This is a genomic window from Halovivax gelatinilyticus (assembly GCF_024300625.1).
Classification (GTDB): Archaea; Halobacteriota; Halobacteria; order Halobacteriales; family Natrialbaceae; genus Halovivax; species Halovivax gelatinilyticus.
On record NZ_CP101322.1, the window covers coordinates 3,648,923 to 3,661,602 of the forward strand.

Sequence of the window (12,680 nt, forward strand, 5' to 3'; positions counted from 1 at the left end):
ACGGAACACCGATCGCAGGCAAAATAAACGAGAGCTGGATAGTCAGCGCGTGACGACAGTGCAATATCTTCACTCGATGAGTGAGACGGCTTTTTCGACGAGGCGGACGAGACCGCGACCGCGAGACTACGACGACGGTTCGCCCAGTAGGGCCTCAGCCATCCGTTCAGCGACGTACGCGACGGCGTTCGCGACGTGGAGAACGACGATCAGGGCAATGAGCCCGACCGCGAGCGCACCCAGCGCCTCCGGAAGCGAGTCGATCGACCAGACGACCGGATCATCGTTCAGCTCGCCGAACTCGACGGACGTGGGATATCGTATCGGCGCCGCGAGCAGTTGAACGGCGCTCACGAACGCGAACACCACCAAGAATCCGACGACGCCAATGAGGAACTTTAGCTGGACGAACCCGACGGCACGCCAGGTCGACGCCGCGTCGAGGTAGCTCCTGAGACCCGCGAACCGGCCGTCGGGCCGACTTATATCGTCGTACGCCGAGAGATCGACCCCGAGCAAGACGTTCGCGAGCGCCCGCTCGAAGCCGGCGACAGCCCTGAGACCGAAGAGAGTCGCGACGAGAATCACGATCCCAATCCCGACGACGAACAGTAAGAGCCCGAGCACGAGGCCGAACGTCAGGACGAACGCGTACAAGAACCCGAGCGGAACCGCGAGCAGGAGGTACAACAGGTTCTTGTACGTCTGGAGCTGGATGGGCGGCCCAAAGAGCGTGGCGACCGAATTCGATTCGGAACTGACCATGCGCGAAATTACTGACAGAAGGACATAAATGTGAATCAAAACGTCCAATCCGTTACGACGTTCCCCAGCGGTTGGACGATCCGTACGGTCGAGAAGTAGTCACGGACGAGCATGCGTGAAACGCGCGAATGCGTGGGAAAGACACGGGATTACAGCTAAACGGGTCCGGTTTCCCCGCTCGCCGAGCGGATCGCTTTGACGGACACCGTTACCGATCCATCGAACGAATCGATCGAGAGCGTTCCGGCGATATCGCACGCACCAGACGGGAACCCGACGGATTCGACCACGTCACCGTTCCAATCGATGAACGTGACACCGGCTCCCTGGCCAGGTATCCCTTTCCAGTGACTGTCGTCGCTGCCGAACCACTCCGCCGACACGATATCCACGTTCTCGATGAGAACAATCGGTTCGTCGTGACCCGAACCGTACGGGCCGAACCGGTCGAAATCCTCGACGAGCCCCGGTGTGAGAGTCGTCGGTTCGACTGTCGCGTCCACGTCGATCGAGGGTCGAAGATCTGCGGGATCGTACCGCGTTCGCAGCGTTTCGGTCAGTCGGCGTTTGAACGGGGCGAGGTTCGCTTCACTGACTCTGAACCCGGCCGCACCCGGATGCCCCCAGTACGTTTCGAGCAACTCGTCGCACGCCTCGTACAGTTCAAGGAGATCGATATCCGGCGCAGTGCGACCACCGCCTCTGTACCCCGTATCCGATCGGCGATACGTGATGACGGGTCGTTGCCACCGACTCGATACTTCGCTCATCGGGCCACCCCCGACGTACTGATCTGTCTCAACGAACACCACGTCAACGCTCGATGGATCGAGTTGCTCGTCGATACAGGCTTCGAGATGCGCGAGGCGCTCTGCTCGTTGCCGCCGTCGATCAGCCCGGTAGCCCTCGAGTCGATCAATGAGTTCCTCAATCTCACCAGCATCCTCTGCCAGCAACAATTCAAGCATCAACTCGCCAGACTCCGCCTCTTGAGCCGCGTTCAACAACGGCACCAGCGACCAGCCAATGTCTCGCATCGACTCGACACCGCAGTGATCGACCGTCTGGTCCAGTCCCGGAAGATCGCTCTCTGAAAGCCGAGAGAATCCTTCTCGAACGATTGCTCGATTCTCGACCGTCAACGGCATGTAATCACCGAGCGTCGCCACCGCGGCCAACGGTAACGCCATCTCGTGATACTCAGCGATTCGAAGCGGCGCACGCGCTTCCACGAACGCCTGCCCAACCTTCCACGCGAGCGCACCCGCCGCGAGATCCAGATTCGGATACTCACTATCAGCACGACGCGGATTCACACACGCAGACGCCGCAGGGAGCGTCGCCTCCGGATCGTGATGGTCGATCACGACGACATCCATCCCTGCATCGATCGCCTGGTCGATCGGATCGTGCGCCGTCGTCCCGCAATCAACCAGAACGAGCAACTCGACACCCTCCGAAACGAGCTCGGCCACGTGCTCCTCGCTCACGCCGTATCCGTCCCACTTCTCAGGAGCACGAGACACAGGCGACACACCCAGGTCCTCGAATACCGATGTGAGAATCGCCGATCCGGTAATTCCATCGACGTCTCGGTCACTAAACACCGCCACGAACTCGTCTCGCTCAACAGCCGCGTCCAGGCGAGAAACGATCGCGTCGATATCCGGTAACTGCGCAGGCGAATGAATCGCCTCCACCGCCGGGTCGAGCGCCCGCTCAGCCTCAACCGGATCCGTGTACCCGCGACTAACTAGAACCGACGCCAACACCGAAGAACAGTCCAACGACTCGGCCAGCGACTCAACTGTCCCGGGATCGAACTCCGGTTCAACCCACTCCGGTTCAACAGGCACCTCAACCATCTACGACAACAACTCGTCACTACAACTATATAATTGATGTAGCAACCCACCACGGCGGCCAGCAGCGCAGAAACGACTCAATGGCACTGTTGAAATGCTTGACCGGTGATGGATTCTAACGGCCGTGCTGAATACAGAGCGCGACTGGCCCACGAAATCTAGCTCAATTTGCGTGAGCGGTGACCGCTCAGTACAGGGCATTTAGTTATAGGACTGACCTATAAATTTCTCTGAAATTGAAAGGCCGGCCGCCGAACGGGTCGCTTATTTTTCACAATGAATATGTAAACTAGCGTTTAGGATTACTAGGGGCAAAGGGCATCCCTTGTTGATTTGCGCGGGGTGTTGCAGTATCGTTGTGTGAATTTTCAACATGGCTTCTGTAGTTAGATCCGGACCCCTTTTTCGTTTCCACATATCGTACATGTTCAAATTTCTTCAGATCTACCCAAAGGTATTGAACTGATCCCGAAGATGATTTTGTCATCTTATATACTTTTACATATCCCTTCCCTATAGCGCCCTCATTAACTTTAATATCCGAGTCAATTCGAGTGATCCGAACATTATCAGGTAGCTTTGGTAGTTCCTCCTTGAGCTCCCCCCATACAGTTTTGAAACCAGTAGTTTTCTTCTGGAGAGGTATGACAAATCCGCCACCTTGTTGAATTGACTTGATCTTCGCCATACCCCAGTGTTCGAAAGGAAATGACATATAAACTAGGTAATTTTTTACGTGGTTGATAATTAGTCTATACCATATTATCTCTAACAATACCCGATCTTTTTCATTTTCTCGGTGATAGAACGACTGCTGGTTAATACGTAAATCTACTGAACGGCTGATTCATTAGCTTCAATGTGAAACAAGCGAAGCTATCGTGCTGAATTATCCTCTATATTCAACAAGCGAGGCGTATCAATCTCAGAGGGGTTCAACGGAAGGAGATTCGATCTACACTACGACAGCGAGTTCCGGTTTGTGGCACACCCCAAGGAATCAGATGTCACCGATCAGCCTGGCTTGTGCAACGATCAACTCCGCGTTCTCTTCGGCGAACTCCTCGCCGCGCTCTTCAGCGACCGTATCGATCACTCGTTGTTCCTCGGGAGTACGATCCGGTTCCTCCCACTCATACCATCGAATTAATGACAGAGTATCTTAAAATCCGGGGCAAGGGTAGTATTCGCAGTCCGCCTGCATCTCCAGCGACTTTTCTTCGTACTCAGTCAAACGATTCCGAGACGGAAAGCAAGTCAAAAGTCGCGCCTCGACCGGTTCTCGAAATAGGGACTCGGCGTTACCGAACGCTGAGTTCTTCGTACGATTCAACGATTGACAGGTCACTCTGCAGTTTCGCCTCCAGTTTCGGGCTGCGCGCGTCTACCTTGACGCGTTCATGTTGCCAGTCCAGTTCATCTTTGCCGCGCCACACCCCATACACCGTCGCACCCGGCACCTCGATCACTCCGAACACGATGGCTAACAGGTACAGTAACCGTTCGATTTCCCGCCAGGACGCGGTCGTCTTTCTCGGGAACTCACCAGGGAAATCAACCCGTTGGCCGAGCATTCGATGCGCTCGAGCGTCTTCGACGAAGTTCCGATCGTTACTGAACAGCACGATATCGCTTCGATTCTCGCGGTCGTACTCGTCGTACGCGTCGATGATGGCCGCATCACCCCGATCACTTTGCACCTCGACCGCTTGTTCGATATCACGGATCCGGCGATACGTGAGTAAACCGAGCCGACCGAGTCGCGCAGAACCCAGCGTTTGATTCCAGAACTCCTCGTACGACTCGCCAAACGCGTCGACGTACGGATCAGTGTTGTGGCACTTGTAATCCCAGTCCAACTCGTCGCGAACACCGGTGGCGAGAACGAATCCGTTGACATACCCGACACCGCTATCCGGGTCGTGCAACCCGAGCACCCGGTCAATCTGCCACGACATGAGATTCGTATCGAACCCAGCGAACACGGGCGAATGCCCAGCCATCAAATCCGGATCACCATACCGATCCAGGAACGTCTTGATCTCGTCCTGATTCGCCACGTCGAGAATCCCACTCGCCACCACCGTCTTCAGAAAGTCACTCGCAGACGGCAACTCCTTCGAAACGGCCTCACCGTGGGCTCGAGCGACCGCCTGCCTACTCGATTCGTACTCGTCCCCCTTCGTCACGAATCGAACCGTCGACGAATCATACCTATCGAGTTCAATCCGTAACAACTCACCGACATCGAGAGACGGGTGTTCGATCACGAACTGCTCATCGCCTCGATCGGCCAACCGGTTCAACAGCACCGTCAAGTGATCGCTTCGAACCCGCATCAGACCACCTCCGTGAAATCGATCAAGTTGATCGCCGTCCGCGGAATCGCCGGGTAACACTCCCCGAAATACGCCTCCGTCTGCACGTGCGAGTAAAACAAGTGATCAACGCCGTTCTTGATCCCAGCCTGGAAACTGATAATCGACCAGAACCGCCGGCCAGGCGTAATATCAACCGCAACCGCCGAGCCAGCCGCATCCCCAGCCTCGATCGCTGACTGTACGTACTCGAAAATCGCCTCGAAATCAGTCTCGTCATCGATCGACTCGACCGAAATTGATGGTTCCTCACCGCCGTGTGCCGTCACGATCGTCTTCATCAACGACGTCGCCGCCTCCGTCACATCCTCGATAACCGGGTTACTGAGAACGTAGATATCCGTCGGTACGTACTCGCCGTCGCACGCCGCAGCCAACGAGTTCACCACCGGCGCGATACTCGTCGACCCGTTCGTGATCCAAACCCTCTCCATACCCACATGATCACACCGCTAACACATCAACATGAGGGGCCACTAAACTCGCACACCCAGGCTCAACACGAAAATAAGCGCATATAGAACTCGGGCATCAGGGTATGAGAGGCACAGATTTAGCGCCATGTGATCGCCGAGACGCGTTCGACGAGAGTCGTCAGTTTCTAAATCGAGACGACCGTTGCAGTCGAAAAGTCGTAATTCGGCCAACAATATTATCGCCCTCTGTATGCTCTCGTGATGTGCGGGTACAACGTCTGTTGTTGCCACCTAAACTCAATAGCCCGTTGTGCCCGTTTCGGTCACCTTCCGAAACGGACTTACTGCAACTGTTCTAAGTATAGACAGGAGAGGACTGCATTGCCATACCAACACACACCATCACCAACCCGTTTCGCTTATTTCCGTAATCCCCCAAATCGATAAGTAGAAGGCCTGCATTGGCTTGATTGGCAGGTATACCACTTCAGATCATCGTCATAGCCAAATGACAATCCACCACACCTGCCATACCACCCGATCGGTGACAACGGGTCCTCCTGTTCCACCGGTCCACTGCCATCACTTTTCAGCAATCGGAAACAGTCCTGCAAGCCGAAATTGAAGCCTTCCTCAGGGAACTGGTTTGAGTAACGGGAACGAAGATCATCTGAACCGGAAACAAGTCGTCAAACACGAGCTCACCGAGCGGTTTCTTTAGTAGCACGACGACATCAAAACACTTCGCGACGATATTCTTCGTCACAACGGAGCACCAAGCGGGCTGATTGCCGTTCAAGACCGAGGCCCCAAAGGGACAAAATTCGAGAAAGCGTATCCCAATGGGAATGTCGGAGGCGAAATCCAATCGCTGGAACTCGACAAACGGGGTTCTTCAACCAGAGAAGAACGCTCGCCGAAGGAGACGTGACTGACTGGTTCGAAGGTCACATCGACAAGTTCGGCAGGATCAGCCACAATCTCCTCAAAGAGTTCGGAATCAAAGGGTGAGCCGTCAGATCCGAATCGATTGGCCCAGCCCAAACCCTTAATTTGTGATGTTTCTCCACTTCAGTGCTGAATACAGGGCGCGAGTGTTGCATGATTGCCCGGTCATTTGAGACTGCTGTGATCGGTTAGTGGAGGATGGGCTGTTACCGAACGGGTATCGATCTGATCGAACTATGTCAAATGTCGCTTCAATTAAAACCCGGAAAGTAGCATACGTTTGCGGCGACAATTTTGAACATACAACTATTCGATCCGAACGGTCACTCACCGCCGTCGAGACCGGCGTTCCATCCGTCCTGCAATCGGGCTCCCAACTCAAAAGGGCCATCGAGTGAATACCCTGCGTCTTTGCCGCGGTCGTCTGTGACGAATTCACCTCGTGCTGTAACTACTCCCGACCGGTCGACGCGGACGAACGATTCGTCCATGTGCGTCGTCAGACCGATTCCACTACTCTCACTGTGACTACCGTCTGCAAGTAGGCCGTACCGTACCTCGCCGACGGGGGTAGCGTTCGGATCGACGAGTGCCATCTGCTCGAACACCCGGTAGGTCTGTCTTTCCCTTTGTATCCCGAGTCGCCGACGGAGCGGTTGCACGGACAACTCGTCGCCAATCATTGCAATGCTGAGTTCAAAGAACGTCGGTGGTGCGCGCGGTTCGCCGGGTGGTTGAATTTCGCCCGCGAACCCAGACGCGGACAGTTCGTACGTCTCACCGCCAATGCTGAGGACGGCTTCTCCTCGATTGTCAGGGACGGCTACGTCCGCGTGTTCCGTTGCCCACCCTTCGGACGGATCGATGTTCAGTTCGATTGGATCTACGTCGTTGTCTCCGTCAAACTGTTCGTCCCCAGTATGGCTACTGTTCTCCTCGTCGTCGGTGTCTCCGTCAAACTGTTCGTCCCCTGAACGGCCACTGTTCTCATCGTCGTCGGTGTCTCCGTCGTCACCTCCCGTACAACCTGAAATACTTGCAAGAGAAGCGCTGGTACAGAGTGCGAGCCACTGCCGTCGGCGAAGTTTCGGACGCATGTGGTATCTATGCTAAACATATATGCATATATAAACAATTCTTTTTTTGTTTATTCCTGGATGCACGCAGATTTTTCAAAGTACGGTGAACTATTCCTGTCTCAAAGAACGAGCAACGGTAGCGACGAGGTCGACTTGAATGTAGCCTGAGAAGTCGATTTGATGGGGTATCGAGTTGTTCTTGAAAAACCGGTCATTGGTTGTAGATATCTGCGCATCAAGTCTCAAGCTGTGCCACATTCGTATCCTGTAGCTTGGACGGTAGCGAGAACAGTATTGAAACTGATAGACTGTCTACCGGTCTCTTCACACAGCTACAATGTAGCTAATCCACCAGGACAGGAGTGGAATTAACGAACGACGAGTGCTGCATCCATTCTCTGAATGCAGCACGCCACATCTGGCAGAAATTAGAGAGGAGGCAACGTGCCGCATTATATTCGGTCCCCATACTGACCAACGCGGATTCAAGATCATCTTCACGTGATAGTCAGGGTTATTGAGCCGATGGCAGAGATGACACTACTCCCACTCAACGTCATTATTCTACCGCGGTTGCTAGATACAGAAGTTATTCCTCGACGGAACTGCCGTACATCGCTGGAAACTCTTGTTCTCCCTGGATGAGTTCGTCGATCCCCTCTGTGAGCGCAACTTCTCCGAGAATAGTCGCTCGGAAATATGTGCGCACCGCCGTGTCACCTTTGTCCGTCTGTTTGCGTCGCTGAATGAGGCCAGCATCAAGGAGTCGGTCCAACTGGTCACCGAGCGTGTTGGGGTCCGTTGAAAGTGTCTCAGCGAGATCTGACACGTTCATATCCCCGGTGTGAACGAGACGGTACAGGATTTCGTACCGCGTGCGGTCTCCGATCGCAGCGTACATTTCTATATACTCGTCGAGATCCAGTACGCTATTCGGTGGGAGCTGATCGGCTGGGTCGGCGGGGCGGTCTTCCAACCTCCGCGGGCGATCCGGCGACATACGTTGGTCTACAGGGACGAGGGAGATATGAGTTGTCGACAGAGACAGATTCTAAGAGTAGTAGATAATCGCACGATTATATTATTCAAAATTTGCGTATAACTTGTATTCGGTACGAATTGCTTATTGACCACTGAGGTTCCCGTCAATCTGTGTATCTCTCCGAAGGGAGCTGTCCAATTGAGCATCCCCTCAACGGGAGTTCATCCGTTACGTCCCTAATTCAGCCGATCGTGTGAAAAATGGTGTCTGAACCGTCTGAGCCAAGGAAAAAGTTGACCGGATTTCCCCGCCAGATTCGGTGTAATCGATCGATTCGCATTGCGACCGTCTCAACCCACTATTCAATGTTATTTCGCTCACCGAAGTCGAGATGACTTCGACTTCCAACGCACCGAACAGTAAGATAGACGCCAAAGTCGGTCAGTAACCCTCGTTTCATCTAGTTCCTATTTCCACCCAGTTTGTACGGGTGCCACCAAAATAAATACGAATCGCTACCGATCATATTAATTATATTCCCAGTAAATTATTTATAGGCATAGAGAAGTACTTGATGATCCCGTAGATTGCTGATAGCAAAGTTACGGGTACAATCTACGACCATCTCAACTATAAAGTGGACAAATTAAACACCACCATCGTACCAACCAGGTTTTGCTCCTAACTGATTCATCGCTTCTTCAATGTCAGTAACTCCGGTTAAGACACCAGGGATCGCGCCTTCGTCCTGAACGTAGACAAAGTACCCGTTGAAGGGATTCACCTCCGGTGCAGTATCTGACCCGATGTAGTGATACGACGTTCCAATTTGCCTTTGGAAACTTTGTACATCATGAGTGAATATCGAATCGCCTGGACCCGAGTATCGATCAAGGATCAACGACGATTCAGCCGTCCCTGCCTGATACACCAAGTTAGCATCGTTAAAAGCAATTCCAGACATGAATTCCCACCTTTCTGAGACGGAAAAGTCACCAGGAGCAACCGTCGACTCAGATTCAAATGGGAGCTCGACAGTTATCTCATCAGGGCCTTCGCCAGTCGTTACGAGAATAATCGCTTGCAACGGTTCGGGCGACAGGTCAAAGTCGCTTCCAGTAATTTGTGACCAAGAATTCGACTCCCCATCAAATTCATACATCACACCTACACCGTCCATACCCTCCGTAATGAGATCTCGATACGTACCATCAACCTCACCAGGGATACCTACCGAATACACCTCACCAGTATTATCGAACGAAAACTCGAACGCAGGATCCGTATCTTGAACAACCACAGCGGAATCGGTCGCCGTCGTATCTTCAACCGAGAATTCAAACTCGTAATTCAACTGACCAACCGAGGACAAGTCCAAAACAAAGCTATCAGAACTATATAAATCCGGAATCATCACTTCATCTTCAGAGATCTCAACACCGGTAATCTCTCCAAAGATGGCTTCAACAGTATCATCGTCAAAACTACTCACATCAGTCACAAGGTTGTACCCATGACGAGAGCTCTCAACGTAGACAGGATATTCATCCTCACCAGGCCAAACATCAACGTGAAGTGTCTGTTGGTGGATTGAAAATTCTTGAACCGATTCTCTCGAGGTAGCGTTATTTAGTTCCCAGCCCCCGCCTTCCTCTAGAATTCCGGAATCAAATTTTACCCCCCATGTATCCTCAGACACCTCGGTGGGTTCCAATTGCCAGTATAACGCACCATCGTTCATGATTTCATAAATATGACCCTCGTCAACACCGTCGGTTATGATTATTTCTTCCCCGAGCCAATAACTTTCATAACTAGAGTCAGTATCCGATTCAGCAACTGAAGACGAAATTGCACCCAAGCCAATGAGAGCCAGAAAAGTCGCTAACAAGCAAGCAAAAATCAGTACACGAACGACATCTCGATCTGAGCAACCCGCCATACGCCAAGCATGTTTTTCACCCAACAAATGACTTCGGGCCAATACAACCGATACGAACCCAACAAAATCATCAGAGAAACAAAGGCTACCCAATTAAATCTTCACAGTTCCTAACTCATATCACACCCCTTCTGAGAGACGTCTGAACGGTAGCACTACATCCCCGCCAATATGTATTGACAAGTGAGTACACGTCATAACATATATGGCCCTCCCCGTCGAACGTCAATGTATGAGCGGATCAAGCTACGACAAGACGATTCAGTTCCGTGCCGGAGCCGAGAAAGAGGCCGCGGAACTCCTCGATGAGATTCACATCGGTGGCGTCAACGTGAGCGAACTCGCCCGCGTCGGCCTGGTCGAAATGCTTCGACAATCATTAGATGAACAAGACAAGATTGCGGTGTACGAACGATACAGTCGTGGTGAGATCGGTGAGGACGTGGCTCGAGTCCTCCTCGGTGAGAAACTCGATAGGATGGAAGAAGAGAAAGAGTCGTTCGAGGCGGCTATGGAGCGAGACACGTCTGAATTCCTGACGGGAAGCGATGGCGAGTGAGGCTCGCTATCCGATACTGGCTGATACGAGTTCCTTGGTCGCGGTTGCGAATACCACGCAGTGGGAACTGCTGAAAGACGCGATCAACCTCACAACGACAAACGTCTGCAAGCACGAACTTCAAAACCACGTTAGCTCGAACAAATATCCGCCTGAAGGGAGCCGTGAGCATTACTTGAAGCAAGGAAGCCAACGTGTTCTTAAACATCTAGACGAGGATTCGTCGCCGTGGTCGTGCGTAACTGTCGTTCCCCGCCCGCATGGACCAGACGCAGGCGAGCAATCGCTCAAGCAAGAACTTTATGAGCAAGCTTCTTCGTATCAGATCGTAACGATTCTTGACTCAGCTGCGAGACGGTCAATCCGGCGTCTCATTGACAATGACGCGTACGACATTGACGTTGTCGGACCACCGTATCTCCTCTACATCCTCCTTGACAACGACCTCATCTCAAAGCCAGAATTCTGCGAGGCAACCGTGGAGATGATTCGAACAGAAGGGTGGACCGGATACGAGGTTGTGAAGAACGCGTGGACTAGTATCCCCGTCGATTGTTCCGAAATCCTTGACGGCGAATATGATGATGCTCTTCCACCAAACTAATACGACAAATCGTGCCCATCTGATCAGTACAGGTCGCGAACATAACACGGCGAGTATGCCAGTATAGTGAGCTTTAGGTTGGTAGTATCGAGCAAATAGATTCAACTACGTTTGGTATTGAAAAACTCACTTAACTAACCCTCAAATCCGCGGAGACTTTTTGAAATCGGTTTACTGCTGATTTCCTCAGCGGGAGAACGGCACCAAACCCATCGATATGTTTATATTATACGACCATTCACTCGTCATGATGCGACGTAGAACACTTCTCGGCACCGTCGGCGCGGCGATACCCGTTACCGTCGCCGGCTGTACAGGTAGCGGTGACGATTCTGCTGATCAGCCAACTAATGGCGACGACGCCGGTTCGGAGCCGGGTGACGATGTAGACGAGAGCAGTACCGGCGATGACACCGATCCAGGTGAAGATCTGCCTGGTGAAGGAGAACTCACGACGCTCGAATCGATCACGACGGTCGACGACCGGTACGATCCCGATTCACACTCGTTCTCTGGAAGCGGTGGCGAGACAACCGACTACTTCGACCTTCGGGATTCGATCACGGTATTCATCGCCGAACACGACGGACAGGATCAATTCGGTCCACTGTTGATCGACGAGACGGGCCTGCGAGAGTTCCGACCGATCTTAGAACACGATCCGTTCGAAGGGGCCGCGGCTATCGGTACGCCCACGGACACCTACTACCTCGACATCGTCGCCGATGGCGACTGGTCGCTCGAACTCGCCCAGCCGGAGTCACCCGCCGACGCGATTCACCAGCTACCCGTCGAGGTACACGGCGAGGGCTACGACGTCGTTGGTCCCGTCCAGATCACCGGCACCGCGACGGTGCGGGGCCAACACGAAGACGAAGGTGCCTTCGGTGTCGAGATCCTCGACGAAGAAGGGCGAGGCGAACACGGTCAACTCGTCCCGGTCTTTAACGAATTGGGTCCGTTCGACGGAGAGGAACACATCGAGATCGACGCCGTCTGCTGGATTCACGTCCAGGCCGACAGTTCGTGGACGATCGAGATCGAGTGAATTCGAAAATTAATCCCGGGATATTCCATCTCGACTGTGGTGGCTATCGGGCGTACGGTGAATGAGTGGCATTCACTCCAGTCATGCACTGTTT

The 12,680-nt window shown here is 53.1% G+C and carries 11 protein-coding genes; 3 read left to right on the plus strand and 8 right to left on the minus strand.

Annotated features, from left to right (window positions below):
- Positions 1 to 126 precede the first annotated feature (126 nt).
- From NKH31_RS17495 to NKH31_RS17530, 8 genes are all read right to left on the minus strand, one after another.
- Complete coding sequence (locus NKH31_RS17495) at positions 127 to 765, minus strand: sensor domain-containing protein (RefSeq protein ID WP_254863073.1); 639 nt, start codon at positions 763 to 765, stop codon at positions 127 to 129.
- A gap of 155 nt (positions 766 to 920) precedes the next feature.
- The gene (locus tag NKH31_RS17500) at positions 921 to 2,630 is read right to left on the minus strand and encodes a single-stranded-DNA-specific exonuclease RecJ (protein WP_254863074.1); all 1,710 of its coding nucleotides are present in this window, start codon (positions 2,628 to 2,630) and stop codon (positions 921 to 923) included.
- 289 nt (positions 2,631 to 2,919) lie between these two features.
- Entirely contained in the window at positions 2,920 to 3,318 is a 399-nt protein-coding gene (locus tag NKH31_RS17505) for a hypothetical protein (protein ID WP_254863075.1), read from the minus strand.
- 613 nt (positions 3,319 to 3,931) lie between these two features.
- Positions 3,932 to 4,969 (minus strand): PIN domain-containing protein, encoded by a 1,038-nt coding sequence (locus tag NKH31_RS17510; RefSeq protein ID WP_254863076.1) that lies wholly within the window; start codon positions 4,967 to 4,969, stop codon positions 3,932 to 3,934.
- Positions 4,969 to 5,442: a hypothetical protein gene (locus NKH31_RS17515; protein ID WP_254863077.1), complete on the minus strand. Its 474-nt coding sequence runs from the start codon at positions 5,440 to 5,442 to the stop codon at positions 4,969 to 4,971. Before NKH31_RS17515 ends, NKH31_RS17510 begins: the two co-directional genes overlap by 1 nt.
- 1,253 nt (positions 5,443 to 6,695) lie before the next feature.
- Positions 6,696 to 7,469 carry a hypothetical protein gene (locus NKH31_RS17520; RefSeq protein WP_254863078.1) on the minus strand — a complete coding sequence of 258 codons (774 nt, stop codon included), beginning with the start codon at positions 7,467 to 7,469 and terminating at the stop codon, positions 6,696 to 6,698.
- Between the two features lie 571 nt (positions 7,470 to 8,040).
- Positions 8,041 to 8,451 carry an ArsR/SmtB family transcription factor gene (locus tag NKH31_RS17525; protein WP_254863079.1) on the minus strand — a complete coding sequence of 137 codons (411 nt, stop codon included), beginning with the start codon at positions 8,449 to 8,451 and terminating at the stop codon, positions 8,041 to 8,043.
- A gap of 628 nt (positions 8,452 to 9,079) precedes the next feature.
- A complete protein-coding gene (locus NKH31_RS17530; RefSeq protein ID WP_254863080.1) occupies positions 9,080 to 10,375 on the minus strand; it encodes a hypothetical protein in 1,296 nt (431 codons plus the stop codon).
- Positions 10,376 to 10,607: 232 nt separating this feature from the next.
- On the opposite strand from NKH31_RS17530, the gene NKH31_RS17535 reads away from it, so the two are divergent.
- The 3 genes from NKH31_RS17535 (at position 10,608) to NKH31_RS17545 (ending at position 12,586) form a co-directional block, all read left to right on the plus strand.
- Positions 10,608 to 10,934: a DUF8065 family protein gene (locus NKH31_RS17535; RefSeq protein ID WP_246975823.1), complete on the plus strand. Its 327-nt coding sequence runs from the start codon at positions 10,608 to 10,610 to the stop codon at positions 10,932 to 10,934.
- Entirely contained in the window at positions 10,924 to 11,538 is a 615-nt protein-coding gene (locus NKH31_RS17540; protein ID WP_254863081.1) for a hypothetical protein, read from the plus strand. The genes NKH31_RS17535 and NKH31_RS17540 overlap by 11 nt, the downstream gene beginning before the upstream one ends.
- Before the next feature lie 250 nt (positions 11,539 to 11,788).
- Positions 11,789 to 12,586 (plus strand): hypothetical protein, encoded by a 798-nt coding sequence (locus NKH31_RS17545; protein ID WP_254863082.1) that lies wholly within the window; start codon positions 11,789 to 11,791, stop codon positions 12,584 to 12,586.
- Positions 12,587 to 12,680: the final 94 nt, after the last annotated feature.

Excerpts from the sequence above, each read along its gene's own strand:
- NKH31_RS17495 (WP_254863073.1), bottom strand. The coding sequence starts at position 765 with ATGGTCAGTTCCGAATCGAATTCGGTCGCCACGCTCTTTGGGCCGCCC.
- NKH31_RS17500 (WP_254863074.1), bottom strand. The coding sequence starts at position 2,630 with ATGGTTGAGGTGCCTGTTGAACCGGAGTGGGTTGAACCGGAGTTCGAT.
- NKH31_RS17505 (WP_254863075.1), bottom strand. The coding sequence starts at position 3,318 with ATGGCGAAGATCAAGTCAATTCAACAAGGTGGCGGATTTGTCATACCT.
- NKH31_RS17510 (WP_254863076.1), bottom strand. The coding sequence starts at position 4,969 with ATGCGGGTTCGAAGCGATCACTTGACGGTGCTGTTGAACCGGTTGGCC.
- NKH31_RS17515 (WP_254863077.1), bottom strand. The coding sequence starts at position 5,442 with ATGGAGAGGGTTTGGATCACGAACGGGTCGACGAGTATCGCGCCGGTG.
- NKH31_RS17520 (WP_254863078.1), bottom strand. The coding sequence starts at position 7,469 with ATGCGTCCGAAACTTCGCCGACGGCAGTGGCTCGCACTCTGTACCAGC.
- NKH31_RS17525 (WP_254863079.1), bottom strand. The coding sequence starts at position 8,451 with ATGTCGCCGGATCGCCCGCGGAGGTTGGAAGACCGCCCCGCCGACCCA.
- NKH31_RS17530 (WP_254863080.1), bottom strand. The coding sequence starts at position 10,375 with ATGGCGGGTTGCTCAGATCGAGATGTCGTTCGTGTACTGATTTTTGCT.
- NKH31_RS17535 (WP_246975823.1), top strand. The coding sequence starts at position 10,608 with ATGAGCGGATCAAGCTACGACAAGACGATTCAGTTCCGTGCCGGAGCC.
- NKH31_RS17540 (WP_254863081.1), top strand. The coding sequence starts at position 10,924 with ATGGCGAGTGAGGCTCGCTATCCGATACTGGCTGATACGAGTTCCTTG.
- NKH31_RS17545 (WP_254863082.1), top strand. The coding sequence starts at position 11,789 with ATGCGACGTAGAACACTTCTCGGCACCGTCGGCGCGGCGATACCCGTT.